This is a genomic window from Phaeobacter sp. PT47_59, assembly GCF_028890025.1.
Classification (GTDB): Bacteria; Pseudomonadota; Alphaproteobacteria; order Rhodobacterales; family Rhodobacteraceae; genus Phycobacter.
In genome coordinates, this window is record NZ_JARCJL010000044.1 from 1 (window position 1) to 20,659 (window position 20,659).

Annotated in this window: 21 protein-coding genes and 3 pseudogenes; 15 read left to right on the forward strand and 9 right to left on the reverse strand. The window is 60.4% G+C overall.

Annotated elements, in window-relative coordinates:
- The 5 genes and pseudogenes from PXK01_RS21195 to PXK01_RS21215 form a co-directional block, all read left to right on the forward strand.
- A pseudogene (locus PXK01_RS21195) lies at positions 1-258 on the forward strand (strawberry notch C-terminal domain-containing protein); the annotation flags it as partial.
- 121 nt (positions 259-379) lie between these two features.
- Entirely contained in the window at positions 380-766 is a 387-nt protein-coding gene (locus tag PXK01_RS21200) for a DUF6878 family protein (RefSeq protein ID WP_090525086.1), read from the forward strand.
- A 1-nt stretch (position 767) separates the two neighbouring features.
- The gene (locus PXK01_RS21205; protein WP_090525089.1) at positions 768-1,229 is read left to right on the forward strand and encodes a DUF6915 family protein; all 462 of its coding nucleotides are present in this window, start codon (positions 768-770) and stop codon (positions 1,227-1,229) included.
- A gap of 100 nt (positions 1,230-1,329) precedes the next feature.
- Complete coding sequence (locus PXK01_RS21210; protein WP_090525091.1) at positions 1,330-1,632, forward strand: hypothetical protein; 303 nt, start codon at positions 1,330-1,332, stop codon at positions 1,630-1,632.
- Between the two features lie 124 nt (positions 1,633-1,756).
- A complete protein-coding gene (locus PXK01_RS21215) occupies positions 1,757-2,485 on the forward strand; it encodes a DUF736 family protein (protein ID WP_090525093.1) in 729 nt (242 codons plus the stop codon).
- Between the two features lie 600 nt (positions 2,486-3,085).
- On the opposite strand, the gene PXK01_RS21220 is transcribed toward PXK01_RS21215, so the two are convergent.
- The 8 genes from PXK01_RS21220 to PXK01_RS21255 are packed head-to-tail and all read right to left on the reverse strand — an operon-like array spanning position 3,086 to position 7,768.
- The gene (locus tag PXK01_RS21220) at positions 3,086-3,412 is read right to left on the reverse strand and encodes a YnfA family protein (RefSeq protein ID WP_040546036.1); all 327 of its coding nucleotides are present in this window, start codon (positions 3,410-3,412) and stop codon (positions 3,086-3,088) included.
- A 56-nt stretch (positions 3,413-3,468) separates the two neighbouring features.
- Complete coding sequence (locus PXK01_RS21225) at positions 3,469-4,821, reverse strand: dihydrolipoyl dehydrogenase family protein (protein ID WP_017467591.1); 1,353 nt, start codon at positions 4,819-4,821, stop codon at positions 3,469-3,471.
- 22 nt (positions 4,822-4,843) lie between these two features.
- Entirely contained in the window at positions 4,844-6,274 is a 1,431-nt protein-coding gene (gene merA, locus PXK01_RS21230) for a mercury(II) reductase (RefSeq protein WP_274861640.1), read from the reverse strand.
- Position 6,275: 1 nt separating this feature from the next.
- Positions 6,276-6,413, reverse strand: coding sequence for a hypothetical protein (locus PXK01_RS21235; RefSeq protein WP_007803572.1), 138 nt, complete (start codon positions 6,411-6,413; stop codon positions 6,276-6,278).
- Positions 6,410-6,796, reverse strand: a complete 387-nt coding sequence (gene merF / locus PXK01_RS21240; protein WP_007803570.1) for a mercury resistance system transport protein MerF — start codon at positions 6,794-6,796, stop codon at positions 6,410-6,412. Before merF ends, PXK01_RS21235 begins: the two co-directional genes overlap by 4 nt.
- On the reverse strand, positions 6,793-7,044 hold the full coding sequence (locus PXK01_RS21245) for a hypothetical protein (protein ID WP_072629817.1): 252 nt from the start codon (positions 7,042-7,044) through the stop codon (positions 6,793-6,795). The genes merF and PXK01_RS21245 overlap by 4 nt, the downstream gene beginning before the upstream one ends.
- Before the next feature lie 10 nt (positions 7,045-7,054).
- Positions 7,055-7,357 carry a hypothetical protein gene (locus PXK01_RS21250; RefSeq protein WP_040545980.1) on the reverse strand — a complete coding sequence of 101 codons (303 nt, stop codon included), beginning with the start codon at positions 7,355-7,357 and terminating at the stop codon, positions 7,055-7,057.
- A gap of 15 nt (positions 7,358-7,372) precedes the next feature.
- Positions 7,373-7,768, reverse strand: coding sequence for a mercuric transporter MerT family protein (locus PXK01_RS21255; RefSeq protein ID WP_425427228.1), 396 nt, complete (start codon positions 7,766-7,768; stop codon positions 7,373-7,375).
- Positions 7,769-7,856: 88 nt separating this feature from the next.
- Here PXK01_RS21255 and PXK01_RS21260 point away from each other — a divergent pair, with 88 nt between their 5' ends.
- From PXK01_RS21260 to PXK01_RS21275, 4 genes are all read left to right on the forward strand, one after another.
- The gene (locus PXK01_RS21260) at positions 7,857-8,270 is read left to right on the forward strand and encodes a MerR family transcriptional regulator (protein WP_153218054.1); all 414 of its coding nucleotides are present in this window, start codon (positions 7,857-7,859) and stop codon (positions 8,268-8,270) included.
- A 281-nt stretch (positions 8,271-8,551) separates the two neighbouring features.
- Positions 8,552-8,887: a hypothetical protein gene (locus PXK01_RS21265; RefSeq protein WP_234994812.1), complete on the forward strand. Its 336-nt coding sequence runs from the start codon at positions 8,552-8,554 to the stop codon at positions 8,885-8,887.
- Positions 8,888-9,035: 148 nt separating this feature from the next.
- Positions 9,036-9,617, forward strand: coding sequence for a rhomboid family intramembrane serine protease (locus PXK01_RS21270; protein ID WP_072702366.1), 582 nt, complete (start codon positions 9,036-9,038; stop codon positions 9,615-9,617).
- Between the two features lie 279 nt (positions 9,618-9,896).
- Positions 9,897-11,873, forward strand: a complete 1,977-nt coding sequence (locus tag PXK01_RS21275; RefSeq protein WP_072702316.1) for an ATP-binding protein — start codon at positions 9,897-9,899, stop codon at positions 11,871-11,873.
- Between the two features lie 204 nt (positions 11,874-12,077).
- Here PXK01_RS21275 and PXK01_RS21280 read toward each other — a convergent pair whose 3' ends face one another.
- Complete coding sequence (locus PXK01_RS21280) at positions 12,078-13,058, reverse strand: Abi family protein (RefSeq protein WP_072702319.1); 981 nt, start codon at positions 13,056-13,058, stop codon at positions 12,078-12,080.
- A gap of 860 nt (positions 13,059-13,918) precedes the next feature.
- On the opposite strand from PXK01_RS21280, the gene PXK01_RS21285 reads away from it, so the two are divergent.
- The 6 genes and pseudogenes from PXK01_RS21285 to PXK01_RS21310 form a co-directional block, all read left to right on the forward strand.
- Entirely contained in the window at positions 13,919-14,848 is a 930-nt protein-coding gene (locus PXK01_RS21285) for a DUF2493 domain-containing protein (RefSeq protein WP_090525676.1), read from the forward strand.
- A 538-nt stretch (positions 14,849-15,386) separates the two neighbouring features.
- Positions 15,387-15,593 carry a hypothetical protein gene (locus PXK01_RS21290; protein WP_090525678.1) on the forward strand — a complete coding sequence of 69 codons (207 nt, stop codon included), beginning with the start codon at positions 15,387-15,389 and terminating at the stop codon, positions 15,591-15,593.
- Between the two features lie 516 nt (positions 15,594-16,109).
- Positions 16,110-16,691, forward strand: coding sequence for a helix-turn-helix domain-containing protein (locus PXK01_RS21295; RefSeq protein ID WP_065323582.1), 582 nt, complete (start codon positions 16,110-16,112; stop codon positions 16,689-16,691).
- Complete coding sequence (locus PXK01_RS21300) at positions 16,678-19,011, forward strand: relaxase/mobilization nuclease domain-containing protein (RefSeq protein WP_274861648.1); 2,334 nt, start codon at positions 16,678-16,680, stop codon at positions 19,009-19,011. The genes PXK01_RS21295 and PXK01_RS21300 overlap by 14 nt, the downstream gene beginning before the upstream one ends.
- Positions 19,012-19,019: 8 nt before the next feature.
- A pseudogene (locus PXK01_RS21305) lies at positions 19,020-20,174 on the forward strand (type IV secretory system conjugative DNA transfer family protein); the annotation flags it as partial.
- 69 nt (positions 20,175-20,243) lie between these two features.
- Positions 20,244-20,659 (forward strand): annotated as a pseudogene (locus tag PXK01_RS21310) (ISKra4 family transposase); the annotation flags it as partial.

Sequence of the window (20,659 nt, forward strand, 5' to 3'; positions counted from 1 at the left end):
TTGGGCACCACAGCGCCAATCGATCTGGGCCGGGGTCTGACCCTGACCCGTCGCCGGGTCGCAGGCGAGATGCGCCTTGAGTTGGGCGGTGCGGATCGGGGCATGATCGATGGCCTCAAGGCGCTCGGCTGCTTCACCGAGATCATCGCCTTCCAGTTGCGTGTGTTCCTGCCGCATGGGGACGGGATCGACACGGGAAGCATTCTGGCCCGGATCGTGGGGCAGCGAGTCGCCAAGGTGGCAGAACAAGCCGCCTGAAAAGTCAAAGCGAGCTTCCGGTCGGGCGGCGTGGATGGGATTTGGCCGATCTGCGCTTTCCGGGCGCGCGCTGACCAATGCCAGGCCCGGCCCCCCCAAATTCAGATAAGAGGACAGACCCATGACCAATCCCCAGATCGACTATGCCGCAATGGCGGCTCAGTGGCGTGCAGAGCGCGAAACCACCTTGAAGGCATCCAGAGTGGAGCTGCTCGCGCAACTACGTGCGCTTGGCATCAGCGAGGTCGCTGTCGAATACGAAGGCTATGGCGACTCCGGCAATGTCGAGGATGTGACGGTGCAGCCTGCAGAGGTCCAACTGCCGGAGCCGCTTGCCACAGAGGTTGGCGACTTCGCCTGGTCGCTCGCCTATCACCATCACCCGGGGTTCGAAAACAACGAGGGCGGCTACGGCACGCTGACCTGGGACATCACCGCCGACAGTGTCACCTTGGATCATGCCGACCGCTATGTCGAATGCTCGCACAGCTATGACGAGGGGCTGTGAGATGGCCCATCCGCTTCATCATGCCGAAAGCTCTGCCCGGAAATTCGGCGGGGTGCCGTCCGACTATCAAGCCGTCCACGACTGGTTCGACGCTTCCAAAGAGCACCTCGCGCTCTTCACGCACAGAGCCATGCGTCACCATGCGCAAGGCCTTTTTGAGGCCGAACGGGTTTTTGGCCTGACACTGACCAATAGTGCGGGCCGCGACATCCCCGTGCGCTGGATCGGCGAGCAGCATATCCGTGAAGACTGCCAGGGCCGCATCCCGAGCATGGCGGACTGGCTGCGACGGATACAGCCTGAGCCATGGATGGCCAATGGCCACATCGACCGGCATTCCGGCGATGAGCCCTGCGGCGACCCAAGGGTTGCCTGGGCCTCCGAGGTCGCCGCCGGACGAACGGTTCTTGGCCTGAAAGATTGGATGGCGGCGCGCGCGACGCGGGCCACGCAAAGCGCCTGACAGCTCTCGGCCGTTTGCCAAACGAATACTGTATGGAAGCCCGGTTGGAAGATCGGGCTTCTTGCGTCGTTTCCCCACCATTCTTCTTGAGGAGGATCGCATGACACTCAATGATATCAAGGCGGCCGTCGATGCGGGCCAGACCGTGCATTGGGCCAATACCGGCTACGTCGTCCACAAGGACCGGCTCGGTCAGTACCTCATCACCTATGTGCCGAATGGTAGCTGCATCGGTCTGACCGACCGGGGCGGGCACCGGTTGAACGGAAAAGAAACGGAGTTTTTCGTCGCGCAATCGAAGGACGCCGCAGAAAATCCGGGCAACCAATCAAGACCAGACGGGCAGGGGAGGGGCGTAGCACCCGGAGGCGCGGGGGCATTCCCACTCGGACGGCAGCTTTGACCCGTGGGCGGGGCTGAAAGGAAAGCAGGCTTTCTGATTTGTGATCCCTCAAGGGGTCGAGAAAGCAATCCCGGATGCGTTGGCAAAAACGTCAGGCACCGGCCAATCCAAAAGGAACCATCCCATGTTCGCAGGAACCCTCACCCGCAACGTCGAGACCGCAGCCGCTCAGTACACCGGCATGATCCATTCGACACGTTTCGATATCGCCATCCAGCTTGAAAACCGCCCGAAGATGTCCGAACGCAGCCCGGATTTTGACGTAACGGCAGTCAACAAATCAGGCCGCAAGGTGCGCATCGGCACGGCCTGGAACGAGACCGGCAATACCAGCGGAAACCCTTACATCTCGATGCAGATCGATGTCGGCTTGGGCCCGTTCCGGGTCAATGCGGTGCAGACGAAAGAGGCGCGCGCGGCCCAGAGCGGCGAATTCGAGATCATCCCGCTGGTCTCGAACGGCCTGATGAAATCCGGCTCGATCTCGGGCGAGCTCACCGCTATGGACGCCGACAACGCCTTCACCGGCTACATCGCCAACATGATGTTCGATCTGGAATTCATGCTGATCGAGAACAGCTATAAATCCGAGGAGACTCACCCCGATTACCGGATCGAGGTCAGCTCGCCCCGGGGCACACCGATCCGCGTCGGCTCGGCCTGGATGGCGAAAAGCAGCCGCACGGGCAATGACTACCTGTCGCTGCTGATCAACACGCCCGATGGCGACCTGCGCGTGAACGCCGTGCAGAACGAAGAACAGCGCGGTGGGCAGACCTTCTCGATCATCCCGTTCATCGACAGCGGTGAGCAGCCGCAGGATGCAGGCACGGGGCTGTCGTTGGTCGCCTAATCGGCGCGCGAGATAAAACGATACGAACCGAAAGGGGAGCCGTGGGACCACGGTTCCCCTTTTTCCATGTCTGGCGGTACGACGCACACATCTGCTTGCGATCTGCTGAATATGATATACGATAATATATTATTGAGAGGACGAGGGTAGGCACATGGTGGCGAGACTGGGAAAAGCTCCGTGGTTCGAGAGCTTTGATGTAGACGCCGAGGTTGAAGAGCTTCTTGCTCATATCGTGCGTTGCACCGGATTTGCGCTGCCTGAACGACAGCGTGATGTCATCATGACCCATGCAAGGTCGAAGCTCGACAGGACAAGGCAGGCATATCTGGACGCCAAGGCAGGGGTCTGCTCCGGCTCAGTGCTAAATCCTACGTTAAGCAAAACCGGTCGTTCCTTCTCGATACAGCGAACGGCAGTTCAGAGCCCACTTTGACCGATGCTGCGTAAAGGATGTATCGCTGCTTTCGAGGGCGGTAGAAAACCTGCTTGATCGCAGCCGCGATGCGGAGGGAAAGCAGCGCCGAGTTGTCGGAACGCGTGAACCAAAAGGCGATCTAATCGAACGATTCAGCGCTTCACCCCGTCTGCGGCTGCCTCTCAAATACTGCGCGGTGCCCAGAGAATAATACCCGCACCGACAAGGCAAATGACCGCTCCAACTACATCCCATTGATCCGGGCGATGCCCTTCTACGCCCCATAGCCACAGCAGGGACGATACGATGTAAACGCCACCGTAGACTGCATAGGCGCGGCCCGCCTGATCGGCGGGGCTGAGCGCCAGTAGCCAGGCGAAAGCGGCAAGGGACAGCATGCCCGGTGCCAACCAAAACACGCTCTTGTCCAGCCGGAACCAGGCCCAGAAAGCAAAGCATCCGGCAATTTCGGCCAGCGCAGCGGCGAAGTAGATAAGAACCGTCTTCATCGGGCCAGACATACGTTCCGAGGAGGATCGGGTCTATTGCGAAAAATCTTTCAAATTCAGAGAAGCGAGCCCAAATCCGATCCAACACTTGGATAGGCCGCCGTCATCGACTTAAGTTGCTTGGCCGCCAGGCCCAGCTTGATTGCCAGCCCGAAGAAATTGATCAGTTCGCCGTATTCCGGGCCGAACAGGTGCGCGCCGAGGATCTTGCCGTTCGACTTGTCCACGAGGACCTTCGCGGCAGCAGAGGTCTCGCCGATCCGGTAGTTCGAATACCAATCGCCAGTGTCGGTGAACCGAACATCGACATCATACCCGGCGTCCCTTGCCTCACTTTCCAACATGCCGACACGCGCCACTTCCGGGACTGTGAAGACGGCTGTAGGAATACCGGCATAATCCGGTGCGGTCTGAGTGTCTTTGAGCATGTTGGAGGCCGCGACCTTCCCTTCGATCACTGCGACTGGCGTCAGCGGCATGCCATCGGTGTCGGCGGAATCTCCGGCGGCAAAGACCGCGCTGTTTGTCGTGCTTTGCAGATGCGGGGCTACAACGATGCCCTTGTCGCTGTAATCAACACCAGCCGCCTCAAGATTCAGATCGGCCAGGGCTGCCACACGGCCCGCGCCATGCACGACCAGATCGGTTTCGATTGTTCGGGTTTCATCGCCCGACTTCACCTCGACAGTGAATGCTCTACTGGCTTCCGAGACCGACACGATTTCGGTTTCGCGCATCAGGTCCACGCCGATACCGCCGCTGCGGTCGATCAGCATTTCGACCAGATCGGGATCGAAGCCGCGTAAGGGCCGGGCGCCACGATCCACGATGATCGGGTTGGCTCCGGCCCGTGCGGCGATATGCGCAAACTCGAAGGACACGAAGCCGCCACCGATAAAAAGAACCCGATTGGGAAGGGCCTCCAGGTTGAGGAAATCCGTGCTGTCGATCACGAGATCGGCCCCTGTGAAGCTCAGCGGCCTGGGCATGGCACCGGCGGCCACGAGGAACCGTTCCGACTGATATGCCGTTCCATCGACCTCCAGCGTGTTGCTTCCCGTGAACCGCGCGGCTCCATGCAGGGTTTCGACGCCGTTGCCCGACAGGCCCTTTTCCATCTTGTCCGGCACGGGATCGGTGAAGCCACGCTTGTGTGCCATCAGATCGGCCCAGTTGATCGACAGATCACCGGGATCGATCCCCTTGCCCTGCATGAGCCGTGCCGCGTCCATGATTTCCGCACCGCGCCGCAGGATTTTCTTTGGATCGCAGCCGCGCAATGCGCAGGTGCCGCCGTAGGGCAGCGCATCGACAATGGCGACACGCCATCCTGCCGCGCCACATTTGTTGGCCGCGGCCACGCCCGCCATGCCCGCCCCGATGACGATCAGGTCGTAGTCTTCATTCATTCTCCGGTCCTTGTCCTGATCTTCATCCGGCGCAGCAGCTCAACTTTGCCACGTCCATATCGAAGGTTTGCGCCGCCAGCTTCAGCCCTTCCACGGTCGTCAGATAGGGGAAGATCGTCTCCCCGAGCGCCTTTGTGGTCATGCCAAACTTCAGCGCCATAACGAGGGTCTGGATCGTATCGGACCCCTCGGGCGCGATGATCTGGCCGCCAAGCAGCCGGTCGGACTTTCTGTCCGCCACCAGCTTGATCAATCCGCGCGTGTCGCGTGCGGCCAGTGCGCGCGGCACCTGATCGAGCGGTACGATGGACGTCTTGACGTCGAGGCCCGCGTCCCGCGCCTGGGCTTCACCGAGACCGACGCCCGCGACCTGCGGGTCGGAAAACACCACCCAGGGCATCGCGGCGTTGTCGTAGCGATGGTCTTCGCCGAGAACCGCATTTTTGGCCGCGAGCTTTGCACCATAGGCCGCCATATAGACGAACTGGTCGCGGTCGGTCACATCGCCTGCGGCATAGATGCCGCGCACCGATGTCTGCATGTCCTCGCCGACGACGATGGACCCACGCGCGTCGGTTTCCACGCCGATTGCGTCCAGGCCCATATCTTTGGTATTGGCCCGCCTGCCAGCGGTCGAAACGAGGTGATCCGCCGTCACTTCGACAGGCTTTCCGTTCTGGATCACGCGCAGTGTCACGCCCGCGTCGTCGCGGCGCACAGTGTCGTAGCTTAACCCGGTCAGAAGGGTGATGCCTTCAGCCTCGAACGCCGCCGCCAATGCCTCCGAGACCTCTGGTTCCGCGCCGGGCAACAGATGCGAACGGGCGACAAGCGTGACCTTCACGCCCATGCGGCTCATCATCTGGGCCAGCTCCGCGCCGATGTAGCCCGCGCCGATGAAGATCAGGCTTTTCGGCAGTACTTCGAGTTCCAGAAGACTGGTGCTGTTGAGCGCGCCGATTTCCTCGATGCCGTCGATGGTCGGCAGAACGGGACGCCCGCCCGTGGCGATGATGGTCCTCGGTGCTTTCAGGGTTCGCTCACCGACTGTCACGCCACCTTCGATCAGCCGCGCGGGACCGGCGTCGATGTAATCGACATCCTCATATTCCGGCAGAAGGTCCGCGTATTTCTTCTGGCGCAGGGTCGTGACCAGATCGTCCTTGGACTGAACGAGCGTCTGCCAATCATCCACTTGTGCCCGTCCCGACAGGCCGGGGAACCGCTTGGCAGCCCCCGCACAGTGCACGGCCTCTGCCGCACGGATCATCGCCTTGGAGGGCACGCATCCCACGTTGACGCAAGTTCCGCCGATGGAGCCATGTCCTACGAGGGCGACACGCTTTCCGGCATCCGCGCCGGTAATTGCGGCGGAGAACCCCGCCGATCCGGCCCCAAGAACGATCAGGTCATAGCCGCCCTGTTCATCGTCGTTTTTGTTCAGGTCTTTCATCTCAGCGCGCCTCGCCATGTTCGGGGTCTTTTGGTCTGGCGGCGAGCAGATATATGACCGCGCCGATGGCGATCAGCGGTGTCAACATGCCGAGGAGGCCGAAGACCATGCCGGTGGCGGTGCAACATCCCATCATCATAAGAGCGATCCTTTCTTTTGCGCACGGTTCAGGAGAACCGCGTAGAGTGCTGTGGCGGCGAAAACGCCGATTGTGATCCGTATTGCGAACCTGAATTCGAGAAGAATGATCAGGATCGACAGGGCCACCGCGAGGCCGGTGGCCCAAAGTTTCGGGGCCGGTCCCGGTTTGCCAGCGCGCAGCCAAAGGGCCTGTGCCACCACGGCGAGGCTGAAAAACAGCAGCGGGAACAGGGCGTAATCGAGCCAGCCCGTGAGGGCCGACAATCCGACGCCAGCGACGATGACGACCAGAAGCGGTGTAAAGCAGCAGAGCGCGGCGAAGAGCGCACCGCCAAGCCCCCATTTCAGCAGACGGTCGGAATTTTCAGGTGTGTCAGTCAAGGAGCCGTCTTTCTTTGTGATGGGTCGGGGCCGGAGGCGCGTTTCATTTGCGAACGACGCAGTGCGCGGACGATCAGGTAGGTCAGACCCGCCAAAACCAGCACGGCAATGCCACTCATTCCAGAGAGCCAAGCCCCAACGCCGCCGAACAACGCTGCAAGCACGGCAGTTCCGCCGCCGCAGCAGACGACCACGACCGGAGCTGCTATTCCGAAGGCCAGCAGGCCACCCATCAGATTGTCACGCATTGCAGGCGGCTCAGGAGGCTGTGTCGGGCAGCACCTGCGCCGGATAGCCATTGGCCGTCACCGCGCCGATGATGCTTTCGATGGAAGTTTCGGCGTCATCGTAGGTCACGCTGTAAACACCCTGCCCGTATTCGGGGCCGTCCTCGAATGCGGCGATCTCGACCGACGGAACACCGCGCATCGAGCTGGCAACAATGAACGAACAGGACGGGCATGTCAGTTCGCTGACGGCGATCTCGACCTGGCGCTCTTCAGCGAGGGCCGGGGTCGAGAGTGCGACGATGGCCAGGGCGGATAACAGGAGATGCTTCATGGTCATGGTCCTCGTTCAGAATTTCAGGATGAAGGGGGTGATGTAGGGAAAGATCATGGCGACAGCGACAATCGCGGAAGCGGCCCAGAGGGTTGCGCGCATGATGCGGCGGTCGATGGGGCGGGCGCAGGTGCCATCGGCACAGGCCTCGGCATCTACAGGCTTGTAAGCCTTGTAGAAGCCGTATCCCAAAAACGCGGCGCTCAGCGCGAAGGTGTACCATTTGTAGGCATAGAGCGCCCCGAGCTGCGCGATGAACACGCCTGTCACGCCAAAGCTGACCAGCACCAATGGAAGGATGCAGCAAGAAGTCATCGCCAGCGCACCGAGGACGCCGAGGCCGGTCACGCCCCATCCCTTGGTGGTTTCGTCGCCAATTTTCTGCGACTGAGATTGCGGAAGTTCCGCCAAATGTTGTTCCATCGAATCTTCCTTGAACAGATGTTTCCACCGTTCTAGGGTCTGTAGTTGATACAGGCTCAAGGGATTTTTCGGCACAATGAGTAACACAAGCGTGAGATCAATTCGGCGGGGCGATTTGGCCCGCGCAACGGGCTGCAACCTGGAAACCATTCGCTATTACGAGAAAATCGGGATCATGCCGGACCCGCCGCGCAGTACGAAGGGCTACCGAAGCTACGACGATGCCCACGTCAAGCGGCTGAAATTCGTCATGCGGTCCCGCGATCTAGGCTTTTCTCTCGAAGAGGTTCGCGGGCTGCTTGGGCTGGTCGATGACCGATCCCGGACATGCGCCGAGGTGCAGATCATCGCCGAAGATCATCTGACTGACGTTCAGGCCAAGATTGCCGATCTGCAGCGCATCGAGCGCGTCCTGTCGGACACTGTTGCGCGATGCACCGGCGATGCTGCCCCAGAATGCGCGGTGATCGATGCGTTACTCGATGCTTAGTCCACCCTAAAGAAGAGGGGGCAACGGACCTTCGTGAACGGCGCAGCGAAAGCCCGAAAAGTCCCGCACTGTGTGATTTTATGCGCAGCGCAGCGAATGGCGGCTTTCACAAACGCAGGTTTGTAAAACGGATGTAAAATAGGCTCTCAGATAGCGAACTCGTGCATCTCAGCTCGTGTCTCAATGTAAATTCCGCAAAGGGTGCCAGCGTCAGGGAAAAATATTTCTTAACGTAGGGTTTTGCACTGAGCCGGAGCAGACCCCAGGCAGCAGGAAAGCCGGTGTCCACCTCGCGGCGTGCGTATCTGACCGACCTGCAGGACACGATCTTCATGGCGATCCCGGAAGAGAACCTCGCGCTGATGCCGCTAAGCCAACAGGTCCTGAACGACCCTTCATTTTACGCGGACGCCATGCACTATGCCGCCGCGATCAGCGAGGATGAGCTCTTCATGGCGCTGTCCTCTTCGCTGAAGGACATGACGGTGCAAGACGCCCGGGCGTTCGTCTCGAAGCTCTGGCACAGCACGATCGATGACAATGCCCGCAAATATGCCGAAGCGTTGAAGCGCCCCGAGCGTGAAATCATGCCGCTGCGGCCTGGGAACACCGTGTAAGATCGGAGCCATTCTCTTGGCTTGAGCCCTACCGAGGTTGGCCGCCGCGAATCCCCTTTCCCGGAGGTGGCACCCTGTGCAGCGCGCGAAAGCCGTTGAAGGCGCTGTGGGGACGACTACTGTCGCCAACATGATGAACTGGGATCACATGCGCGTCTTCTTCCGGCGCACCGCGGCGCTTGCCGCTTTTGTCGCGCTGCTCTGGGCGATCCAAGTCGTCAATTGGATCACCGGCTACGGCCTGAACCCGGCCTTCGGCCTGATCCCCAGGCACGGCAGCGGGTTGGATGGTGTCATCGCTATGCCCCTCCTGCATGGGAGTTTCTCGCACCTGATGGCCAATACGCCGCCGCTCCTGGTGATGGGTGGGCTGCTGGTGGCAACGACCACGCGAGGCTTGCTGTCGGTGAACGCCGTGGTGATCGGCCTAGGGGGCGGTCTCGTGTGGTTGTTCGGCGGCTCGGCGATCCATATCGGTGCGTCGGGGCTGATCTTCGGCTGGTTTGGCTTCCTCATCGCGCGCGGTCTTGTGGATCGCTCTCCGATCACGCTGGGCGCGGCGCTGGTGGTCGGTGTCCTCTATGGCTCTATTCTCTGGGGCGTTCTTCCGGGCCAACCCGGCGTGTCGTGGGAGGCGCATCTCTTCGGCGCTATCGCGGGCGCGGGCGCTGCGTTCCTAATCCGAACGCATGTCCATGCGCCGCGCCTCGGCGGCGTCGATCTGAACTGAAACAGTGCAATCGGGCCTAAGCTGCCGATCGACCTCGTTTGGTGCAGCGTATGCTTCATGATCTTGCCAAGAAAGTGCTCTGAACGGTTGCCGTGACTTCTCGAAAGATGGAAATGGCCCACGTTGTTGTTCTCTCCTCTCGTAAACAGAGAAGAGGTGGAGAGGACCAGAACTTGCTCGGCAAGTGGGCTCGCAGGTCAGGGCCAAGGAAAAGTGTCGGATTGCGCCCTAGCAGCTACGCAGTCATAGTGCCACTGAGGGCAGGCGGGAGCAAATAGCATGGACGTTCGAATTCAAACCGGCTGGGACAACGACCCCGCAGGGCGCATTCGAAACTTATCGCTTGCTCCGAATGCCAAGAACTCACTTTTCCCACTTTTTGAAGCTGTGATGAACTCCATTCACGCCGTCGAAGACAGATTTGGCAAGGATAATCTCAGCAAGGGCGAAGTCACAATCGAACTGCACCGCACTGAATCTGGGGAGATGGAAGGCTTTACTATTTCTGACAATGGAATTGGCTTTAACGAAAGCAATCTCGAGTCTTTTCGCCGAATGGACTCACGTGCCAAAGAAAAGATTGGCGGAAAAGGCGTAGGGCGCCTTGTTTGGCTCAAGGTGCTGGACGAGGTGCGTATTCAAAGTGTTTACGATGACGGGTCCATCGGTCGTTCTATTTCTTTTGATTTCAAGGTTTCCAACCCAACGGACAATCTGACCCTTGCGCCAGCGGATCAAAGCACTCCAGGCTCAATTATTCAGTTGACTCCCTACAAACGTGACTACGCTCTGCACATACCGAAGAAGGCAAGCACGATCACAAATCGGCTTTTGGCTCATTTCATAAGTTACTTCATCAATATCAGTCATCCAAAAATTACGGTCTGTGATGTTGATGCCGAGATAGACCTGTTCGAGGCATTCTCAGAATCAGTTGAGCGCGATGCAGATTATCGGTTCACTTTATCCGCTTCTGGCGGGTCCGAAGATTTTGTCTGCCACTGTTTTCTGCTTCCCAAAGCAATCTCTGACGACGAAAGAAGCACGAACGCACTTTACCTTGGAGCAAACGGACGTGCTGTAAAACGGTTCGACATGGACGGGGTGATTGGCCTTAAGGCTATTGATAGTAAATTCGCATTCCTTGGGTATATTGAAAGTGCGGCCCTCGATGAATCTGTGAATGACACAAGAACGGACTTCTCTTTGTCAGAAGATGAGATTGAGAGCATCGTCGATCAGGCGAAAGAGCGCGTCAAGGAGTTCCTCGCCCCCGAACTCGCTGAGATTCGAGAGAAGCAGACAGGCATTGTCAGCGCCCTCCGCATCGAGCATCCTCGTTTCCTTAGTATTCAAGGTACGGATGCTGAAGTCGCGGAAACGCTCCATTACGGCACGAACCGGAAAGAGGACATATTTGTGGAAATGTCCCGTCAGTCGCTGCGTCAATATGAACGCCGTAAGAATGCTTTCAAACGGTCAATTGAGAAGAAGTTGCCTGACGTGGAGGCGAAGGCCAAAGAGTATGTCGCAGAACTCAAGCAAGAGTCGGTGTCGTCGCTTGCTGAATATGTCATGAAGCGCAAGTTGGTTCTCGATGTGTTCGAAGAGAGCTTGAAATTCAAGCCTAATACAGATCAAGATTCCGAGTATGAGGACGTTCTCCACGACATAATCTGCCCTCTGAAATCCACTTCCTCGGATTTGGATTACGACGATCACAATTTATGGATCGTTGACGACCGACTGGCATTCTACTCATATTTCAACTCTGACACCCGCATGGAAAAGCAAGTGTCAGATCCCACTCACCCAAAAGATAGGCCAGACGTCTCCATTTTCGACCTTGGCCTTGGCTTTGAAAATGAAGACAAGTCTTCCCCAATCACTATTGTAGAATTCAAGCGTCCGAAAATCGACAACTACACTTTGGAGAAAAACCCCATCACGCAAGTCCGAAAATATGTTGAAGACATGCGGAAGTCTGGTGAGGCGATCAAGTATGACGGGACTCCCATACGCTCAATCGAAGAAACTACGCCGTTCATGTGTCACATCATCGCGGATATAACACCCAAGCTACGTGATGTCATGAAGGCTCTCGGGAACTTCCACCGAAAGGCGGGTTCAAACACATACTATTCGTGGGACGCGTCCTATTCGATTTTTATCGAGGTCTCGTCTTTCAAAGACGTTCTCGAGTCCGCTAAGTCACGCAACCGAGCATTCTTCGAACGTATCGGGATCTCAGTATAATCAAGTTTGCTTCCGCGTTTCTCTGCCACTTTAACTAATACGCAGGGAACCACCACTTTCCACCCTTCCTTGCGGAACGTAGCGCCAACCCATTCCTCATAAAGAAGGGCGCACGGGTCGCTGTGACTGACCTGCAACGCAGCTTTTCTGAACCGGCCTTTTGGGACATCGTGCGGCAATGTCGGATAGCAGGAAGTCGGCGGGTCAGTTCCAGATGGCCTCGTACTCCCAGCCCTCCGGGAACCCGGCTGTCTGCGGACGAATTTCGTAAGGGAGGTCTTGGGTCAAGATCTTGTCGCGAAGACGGATGTGCCACCTGGTGCGCGGATAATACTGCCGCAGCATGAAGATCATGATGACGATCGCGCTGTAAATCTTTTTCGTGGGCGCATCGTCCCCCATCCTGGGCTGGCGGAGGTGGTCGAGCTGTCCAAATGTCGTTTTTGGGGGAACCCCAGGGCTGTTAACCAAGGGCTTGTTCCACGTTCGGGCGTGATGTGCGCAGCTGTTGCGGACGTCATTGAGCGCTGTGATCCATGAAGCGAATGTCTTCATGGGGAGGTCCGGGTGAATACGCGCCGCGATTGCCATTTTGTTTTTGTCGGACAGGTGGGCGATAATGTGGGTCAGGTTGCCCCAGGTCCATGTCCCAGCCTCGATCCAAATCGGTGGAGGACCAAAGTACTTTAGTGAGAAGTGCTTCGCGAAGTCCTCTTTAGAGCTTCTGAAGTGCTGATCCAGTCCGGCTATGAAGAGCTCGAGAGGCGTGCTGCCATCTTCGCCCTTTTCGCTGAAGCGATCCTTGTATGAGCGTCTGTCGCGATGCGCATGTGGTCCCAGCTCCCCAAGGACTTCAATCATCGCGGTTCTAACCGCGATCTCGATGCGCTCAATCGCGTCCAGAAGCTCGATGCGCAAGGTTTTGTCGAAGAGATAGAAGTTGATAGCCTGATCGAAGGACGTACCCTCTTTGAACTTGTCGCATCGAACCTTCTGCTCCGTCTCGCCGTCTGGAGTTGGGATCGGGCAGAAGTCACGATAAGGATACCCAAACGCGCTGAGTCGGTAGTATCCGATGCGGTGCAGGGAGCGCTCGGCATGGCCTCGGTCAGGGATTTCCATACCCCTCATCAACATGATGTCGATGCATTCATCGATCGACTTGTGCTGCTTGAGGTACTTCAATGTTGATACGGCGATGTCCAGAAATTAGAAGACCGGGCTGTAACGAGGCGACTGAGGCCAGGTCAGGGAGCACCGGTCATAAGGCAATAATGTATAATAGTGTCCGCGCTGACGATGTCAACATTGTAGACGGGGCACCGAACGGTGAGGCAACGCGGGATGTCAGTTCGGTGCGCCGAGACTTGATCATGGCTGCGCTTTGCGGCCATTGGAGCCAATTACAGCGAACTTCCGCTACCCGCCCATTACATCGAATGCTTGGACAAGTAATCCGTATAGTCGGTAGCGGCGTCGCCAGCACATCAACCCTGGCCAGAGCCTTGCGGCCTCCCCAGCTCGGCTTCGCGTGTCGCAGGGGAGAACGGCCCTTCGGTCCGTCGCGCATTCGGCCATGCGGCCTCACCGCGGCGTTGCGCCCGGCATCCCGGTTTGCCCGCCTCGCGAGCACGTCCCTCCCCGGTCGCTCCGCCGGATTGCGCTCTGGTCTGTTTTGGCCTTAGGACAAAACGATCCCGCCACTCCATCCGTCTCCCGCGTCCGGTCGGGCCGTTTGCCTGCTCGGGTCGGGCAAACCTACCGTCAAAACACACACACATGAGCGCGGAAGCATATCCTCCGGATGGCCCCCAAATCAGCCCGCGTCAAGGATCGCAAAACTTTTCGGCGAGGGCGGAGCCGGTGGCGCGGGGCGGTCCCGTGCGCAAGCGCGCGCAAGTGTCGGGTGCCGCGCGCGGAAAACTTTTGCGCCCGGCAAGCCGGCGGCTACGCCGTCCCTGACCCGGGCAGATTCGGAAACCAGGCATTCGGCCATGCCCCCACACTCACGTGGTGGCCTTGGAACCGAACACTGGAGACCAGACATGGCTTACGACACTGCAAACACCTACGAGACCATCGAACTTTTCGGACTGACTGAAAAGGACGCGCAGCTGCCGATCCCGGAGGATCACGTTCTGACCGACCACATCGTCCGCGAGAGCTTCGAGGCTTTGCTCGGCCAGCTGCGCGGGACCGGGCTTGAAGCAGAAATCGAACCGCTGGCCCATGGGCTCGCGACGATCCTGCAGCGCCGCAAGGTGGCACTCGGCAAGGAGGTCGACCGCACCGCCGACAAGATCGGCGCGCTGGCAAAATCCCACGACGGATCGGAAATCGCCGAGACCGCGCTCGAAGAGGCGCAGGCGCGCTTTGTGCAACTGCGCGAGATTGTGAGCGCCATCGAGGTGATGAGCGAGGCGGCGGCGGAATGCTACGAGATCGAGACGGGCCACGCCTACATCCCGGCAGCCGGATCGCGCGCAAGCGTCCGGGCGAAAGAGACCGGGGCGGTCTTCGAGGCGCGGCAGCTGCTGGAGCAGCACGACCGCGAGACTGCCGAGAAGTCGAAAGTCGAGGGGGTGCCCCTGATCGTCTCAGGCGCCACCGACTGGACCGATGTTGATGTGATCTTCAACACGCTCGACAAGGTTCGCGAACGGATCAAGCAGAACCGCAACCAGGAGATCTTCCTCTGCCACAAGGGTGGCAAGCACGGGGCGGAGATGATTGCGGCCCGGTGGGCCCGGGCACGCGGGGTCGCGCAGGCGCGCTTCGATCCGCGCTGGTCCGCGCACGGGCGGGCGGCACCGTTCAAGTGCAACGACGAAATGCTGGACGACAAGTTCGCGGCGACGGGGGTTGTACTCTTCGGCGGCAACGGGGTCGCGCTGAACCTCGGGCAGAAGGCGGAAGCGAAAGGTCTGACGGTCATGCGGGTTGCGGACCCGGCGAAGAAGGCTGCGCAGGATTGAAGAGAGGGGGTCGCGCTTGGCGCGGCCCTTTCGTCATGTCTCATGGCGCGTGCGGTCGGTCACGCGTGATCGGTAGTCTGCGGCGGCCAGCAGCGTTATCCCTCTACCCGGTCCGTCAGAGTGCGGCCCATCCGCATCGGTACGGGCTGGGGATGGTACGCACCTCACGCACATCGAAAGCAGCGCAATACGCGAGGGGTCGAGACGTCGCATATGAGGCTGAACACCTGCACGTCCCTCGGGGCGTGTTTCGGAACATCGCATCCACGCGGGCGGGCTCCGTCAGCACCCCGGCCAGGATCGGCGGGACGCGGACGCGGATGGTGGCGGCTGCGTGTTGGCAAGGGTCATCCGGATCACTCCTTTTTGCTCATAGATGTGGATCGCACGGGGTCGGCCCAATCGTGCCCTCAGCTCACGCTTCGGCAAGCACAAATACGGCTTCCACGGCTGGCCGCGGACCCTCCGCATTTGCGCTTGCGACCGGACCTGTTGCCCCCGTGCTGGGTGATCCCCATCGCAACAAGGAGTAACCCAAATGACCAACCACTACGTCGCCACCGTCCCCGTCAAGTTCACCGATACCGATGGCCAGGAGCGCACCCGTTTTCAGCGCGTGGGTGCGATGTTTCGCAACACCCGCAACGGGGATGGAACGGAGTTCTTCAGCCTCAAGCTCGACTTCCCGGTCGCGGTCTCGGAGCTGGTGATGTTCCCACCGAGCGCGAAAGATCCCCAGGACTAAATCCTCTGACGAGGATGGGCCGCCCCAGGACGATCTTGGGGCGGCCCGATCCCTGTTCCAGGGATGCCGGTCCCTGCGCGTTCAACGGACGCACTCCGCCCGGAATGATCAGGCCGCGACAGACCGGCCAGTCAGCCTCAAGGGGGCCATCCACAAAAACCTATCGGCCAGGGCCTCCCGGTTTTTGCGGCAGAGATTTGGGGATCCAAATCTGGCCCTCCTTGACCCTGCCTGTCCGCCCTGTCGGTGGGGTTTGCGCCCGCCCGCGGTTCCGTCCGAACACATGCGTGTTCGGCCAGAGCCTCGGGCGGGGCTGGCGGACGGGACCCCTGGGACAGGTGTCGCTTGGAGGTGAGGGCGGCAGAGCCGCGTCCCTGCGGGCCGCGGCGTGAAGCGGACACCAAGGCTGCCTGAGCCTGGATGCGACGTAAGTATATAATTGACAGCTTGGTATAATATCGTAAGGTAGGGGCAGCCTTGGTGGAAGGTGGCAGGAAATAGGGGGTCTTTCTTCGCATGTCGCGCTCAAAACGTCTCACAGATGCGGACCGCATGGAGATCGTTCGCGAAGCTGCGGAAGGCGTTTCCACTTCAGTGCTGGCGGAACGGTTTGGCGTTTCGGTGCGGGCGATCCAGTACACGCTCAAAGCCGATGCCGAGCGCCAGACGGATGCCGCAATTCCGGTCTCAGCGGTCAGTGTGAAGGTCACGGCTGCGGAGCTTGAGGCGCTCGACGCGGTGCTGGCGAAGGCGGGGATCGAAAGCCGGGCCGAGGGGCTGCGGCGGCTCATTCAGGCGGCAGGCGGGGTGTTCGTTCCGGACGCGCAGATGGCAGCTGAGATGGCGCGCTACCGCGCCTCGCTGCACGAGGTCGGCAATGGGGTCGCGCAGATCGCCAAACAGATGACGCAGGCCAATCGGCAAGGGCAGGGGGCCGGCTCGGAGTTCACCGAATTGCGCCTCGCACAGATGCGCGGGCTGGCGCGGTTCATCCTGGATTCCGCTGACGAGATCGACCTGCTCCTGCGCCGCCGTCGGGATGCGATGCAGCTGCAGGCCACGGCCGCGCTGAGGGAGTTTGCGCATGCAGCTGAATGATGCCGTCCATGCCGTCACGGGCGAGGTGTTTCGGGATGGCTGGAGCCGCGTCCGGGGCTCAATGCAGGGGCTGCACGTGGCCAAGCAGACCCAGCTTGTGCGCGCGGCAGCAGGCCACCGGCCAGCGGTCTTCAAGGCGATCCGGGGCGGGGGAACGCATACCAAATCGCAGCTCGCAAACCAGCTCGATTACCTCACCACCAAGTCCACCCATATCGTGGACAGTAGCGGGTTCTTGGATGGCAAGACGAAGCTCGAGGCGGGTGACATCAAGGATCTGACCGAGCGCTTTGCCAAGCGGTGGGATGCGGGCTTCAAGCCCAAGCTTGGGCAGACCACCCACATGCTCATGTCCTTCCCCATCGGCACGCGCGGGGAGGATGTGCGCGACATCGCGACGGATGTGGCCGAGCGGTTCTTCCAGACCGACGCGGGGCATTTCGACTACATCATCGCGGTGCATGAGGACCGCGATCACCCGCATGCGCATTTGGTGCTGAACCGCCGCTCGCAGGAAGGCGAGTTCTTCTTTCTGGGGCGCAACCACCGCTTCAACTATGACGACTTCCGCCTCGCCATGGTCGAGGAGGCCGAGAAGTATGGTGTACGGCTGGAGGCCACGCGGCGGGTGGATCGCGGCGTCGTGCATTACCCAGCCCGCACCAGCGAGGTTTACGCCGCGAAAGACGAGGGCCGCGCGCCCCGCGAGCGCGAACGCGTGGGGGCCGACTTGACCCGGACGCTGGCGGAGATCGCCAACACCAGAACCGTCTACCATTCGCTTGCCGCGGAGGCTTCGCGTGAAGCCCGCGAGGATATTGCCGCGGCACTCTTCCGCGCGGGCGAGGTGCTGGCGCATGGCGGGCAGGTGGACCGAACAGGAGATGTGTATATGGCCGAGGATCAAAGCTTCGAGGATCTCAGAAGCCTCTATGCGGAAAAGCTCGCGCGGGTGCAGGGCATGATCGCCGAAAAATCTGACGCGGAACGTCCCGTGCTGGAAAAACGCCTCATCGAGATCCAGACGCAGGTCCAGCACATGCAGCCTCTCGGTTTGCGATCGAGCACGCTGTCTGAGGTGCCGTCGGAGGGCGGGGTCTACTCAGAGGCGAATATCGACACCAACCAGCTAGAACGTCTTGCCGAGCCAGGCCTGCGCTCACGGATCGACGCGGCCCTGCGCGGCACGGGGATCAGCACATCCGAAGTGGTGGCCCGGATCGAGACCGGGGCCTCGAGCGCCGCGCTGGAGCATCAATGGATCGCAGATGATCTCTCCAAGGTGGCTGAGGCGCGCGATCTGAACCTCGAGCGCCGCGCCGATCTGGAACAGGCGCGTGACATCCTGAATGACGTGCATGTGGAACTTGGCACGCTGTTGGAGCGCGAGAACGTGCTGCGCCGGGATGGCGTCATGGAAGCGGAACCGATCAGCGAGCGGTTCCATTATCACCGGGACGCGGTCCGGGCGATGGAAGGGACAATCCGTCAGCAGATGCGCGCAGACGGCCTGACAGCGCAGCAGATCGAGGACCGGGATTGGGAGGTTGTATCGCGAGCGGAGCGCCGGATCGAGACGGAGCAGCGCGCGTATCTCGAAGCACACCCGGACCTGCTCGCACGCCCCGGCGATGTGATCGACCGGTCTGAACCCTACAGGGAGACCATCACCGATGCGGCCCGCGCCAGCGAGATCACCCGCGAGGTCGACCGGATCATGGAGGGACGCGACGTCCGCACGCCCGTTGCATATGCTGTCACGGATGACTTGCGCGCGCGCTATCCGGACATGCCGTCCCATCTCGCCCGTGGGCTCGGCGCGACCTATGCGGCCGTCGTCGAGATACGCGACACGGAGGTCATCAATCAGGTCCGCCGCGAAACCGAGATGCGCGAGGGGCTTGGGGTTGGCACGCGCGACGCACTCCTCGCAGCCCGCGGTGAAACTGCGCCGCAGTCTGACCGTACCGACCGCCTCGCAGACGAGATTGCGCGTGTTCTGGACCATGAGCGGGCGGGGGAGTTGTCCGCGCCTTTCGAGACCGAGGCGGAGCGGGACGCTTTCCGAACCGAGATCGCGCGGGTGCTGGATGACCGTCAACTTGAGCGGCTCACATCCGGCGATGCCGATGCGCTGGACAAGGTTCTCGAGGACCGCCTCGACCGGCTCTATGTCGCCAAGGTCTACCTGCAATCCGATGCCGCGACGGCCAACACGGAGGCCCTGCGCCAGGTGGTCGATGATCTTGCCGACACCGAATATGAAAAACACCGCGCGACAGACGTGGATGGCGAGACCGAGCGGGGCCAGGTCCATTGAGCGCCGCCATGGGAAAAGCGCGGATCGCCACGGGCGTCCTGCTTGTGACGCTTGTGACCGGGGCCATGGGCTATACCATCGCATCGGCGGTGCTGACCTACCAGGATCTCGGCTTCGGGGCCGAGATCGACTTTGCCTATATCGCGCAGAACTATCTGGCGATCCTCGATCACCGCCCGGAGGACGCGCAACTTATTCACTTGATCATCGGCAGCTTCGCCGCCGCCGGCCTGATGCTGAGCCTCGCCCTCTCGGGGTCCGCCCTGACACGGTTTGGCCAGACCCATTGGCAATCTGCCCGCGAGATGAAGGCCAATGGGTTTTTCGGCGCGCCCGGGACAGGGTTCATCCTCGGCAAACTGGGGACGCCCGGCTCCCGCGCCAACTACATCTGCTCCAAGGTCTTTCCCCACGCGCTGATCGTGGCCCCCACGGGTCGCGGCAAGACCACGGGCTTCGTCATTCCAAACTTGCTGACCTGGCAAGGCTCCGCCGTGACGCTCGATGTGAAGGGGGAATGCTTCGAGGCTACGGCCCGGCACCGCGCCGCCCAAGGTGACAAGGTTTACCACTTTGCCCCCACCGATTGGGAGGGCAAGCGCACGCATCGCTACAACCCGCTCCTGCGTATCTTCGAGCTGAAAGACCCCGCCCGCCAGCAGATGGAATTGCAGCTTCTCGCGACGCTCTTCCTGCAAAGCGACAACGACCGGGTGCAGGGCCTTCTGAAAGGCGGGATCGATCTCTTTGTGGCCGCAGGCCTGTTGGCGTTCCAGCGCAAGCGCCCGACCCTGGGCGAGATCTACCGCATCGCGGCCTCGGGAGGGAACAAGCAGAAGGAGTATTTCGCGCGGGGGCACGAGGTCGACAACAGGGCCGCCAAGCTGATCTTCACACGGCTGGCCTCGACCAATAACGATACGCTGACCTCATATGTCTCACTTCTGATGACCTCGGGGCTCGATCAATGGCAGAACCCAGCGATTGATGAGGCGACGGCGGTGTCGGATTTTGATTTCCGGACGATCCGCAAGAAACCCTTTTCGGTCTATCTCGTGGTCCAGCCCCTCATGGTGAAGCCGCTGGCGCCGCTGATCCGGCTCTTCTTTTCCGATCTGCTCTCGGCTATGCAGGAAAAGGACCCCGGGCCGGATGGGGAGTGGACAAAACATGGGGGTCATCTTCGTCGTTGCGGCCCGTGCTAAGGTGAGTTCTTTGCGTGTGGGGCTGCCATGGACGTACGGATTACAATCGAAACTACCTTCGACAACGGGGAGAAGCGCACTCATCAGCTTGACGGCATTTCACGACCCTACCGGGTGACCTGTCCAGACGGGATCGGGTTGCGCCTCGAGGATGGGAAGAGGGTTGTCGAACAGATTCAGCGGGCAATTCTTTGCGATCAGGTTGAGGAAATCATCCGAGAAAGCCGCGTATGCCCGGATTGCGCCTCGGTTCGTGCCATTCATGACTATCGCACGCGCGATCTCGACACGCTCTTTGGGCGGGTTCGGGTCAAAGCCGCGCGCTTGCGCCGCTGTTCGTGTGATGCCAGGTCAGCGGCGATGCCAGGCGGACCTATTTCTCCGCTGGCCTATTTCTTTCCTGACCGGGCTACCCCGGAGCTGCAGCGGCTCCATGCGGAACT

What these genes read in the sequence shown, in the direction of transcription:
- PXK01_RS21200 (WP_090525086.1), top strand. Translation starts at nt 380, where the DNA reads ATGACCAATCCCCAGATCGACTATGCCGCAATGGCGGCTCAGTGGCGT.
- PXK01_RS21205 (WP_090525089.1), top strand. Translation starts at nt 768, where the DNA reads ATGGCCCATCCGCTTCATCATGCCGAAAGCTCTGCCCGGAAATTCGGC.
- PXK01_RS21210 (WP_090525091.1), top strand. Translation starts at nt 1,330, where the DNA reads ATGACACTCAATGATATCAAGGCGGCCGTCGATGCGGGCCAGACCGTG.
- PXK01_RS21215 (WP_090525093.1), top strand. Translation starts at nt 1,757, where the DNA reads ATGTTCGCAGGAACCCTCACCCGCAACGTCGAGACCGCAGCCGCTCAG.
- PXK01_RS21220 (WP_040546036.1), bottom strand. Translation starts at nt 3,412, where the DNA reads ATGAAGACGGTTCTTATCTACTTCGCCGCTGCGCTGGCCGAAATTGCC.
- PXK01_RS21225 (WP_017467591.1), bottom strand. Translation starts at nt 4,821, where the DNA reads ATGAATGAAGACTACGACCTGATCGTCATCGGGGCGGGCATGGCGGGC.
- merA (WP_274861640.1), bottom strand. Translation starts at nt 6,274, where the DNA reads ATGAAAGACCTGAACAAAAACGACGATGAACAGGGCGGCTATGACCTG.
- PXK01_RS21235 (WP_007803572.1), bottom strand. Translation starts at nt 6,413, where the DNA reads ATGATGATGGGATGTTGCACCGCCACCGGCATGGTCTTCGGCCTCCTC.
- PXK01_RS21245 (WP_072629817.1), bottom strand. Translation starts at nt 7,044, where the DNA reads ATGCGTGACAATCTGATGGGTGGCCTGCTGGCCTTCGGAATAGCAGCT.
- PXK01_RS21250 (WP_040545980.1), bottom strand. Translation starts at nt 7,357, where the DNA reads ATGAAGCATCTCCTGTTATCCGCCCTGGCCATCGTCGCACTCTCGACC.
- PXK01_RS21260 (WP_153218054.1), top strand. Translation starts at nt 7,857, where the DNA reads ATGAGTAACACAAGCGTGAGATCAATTCGGCGGGGCGATTTGGCCCGC.
- PXK01_RS21270 (WP_072702366.1), top strand. Translation starts at nt 9,036, where the DNA reads ATGCGCGTCTTCTTCCGGCGCACCGCGGCGCTTGCCGCTTTTGTCGCG.
- PXK01_RS21275 (WP_072702316.1), top strand. Translation starts at nt 9,897, where the DNA reads ATGGACGTTCGAATTCAAACCGGCTGGGACAACGACCCCGCAGGGCGC.
- PXK01_RS21285 (WP_090525676.1), top strand. Translation starts at nt 13,919, where the DNA reads ATGGCTTACGACACTGCAAACACCTACGAGACCATCGAACTTTTCGGA.
- PXK01_RS21290 (WP_090525678.1), top strand. Translation starts at nt 15,387, where the DNA reads ATGACCAACCACTACGTCGCCACCGTCCCCGTCAAGTTCACCGATACC.
- PXK01_RS21295 (WP_065323582.1), top strand. Translation starts at nt 16,110, where the DNA reads ATGTCGCGCTCAAAACGTCTCACAGATGCGGACCGCATGGAGATCGTT.
- PXK01_RS21300 (WP_274861648.1), top strand. Translation starts at nt 16,678, where the DNA reads ATGCAGCTGAATGATGCCGTCCATGCCGTCACGGGCGAGGTGTTTCGG.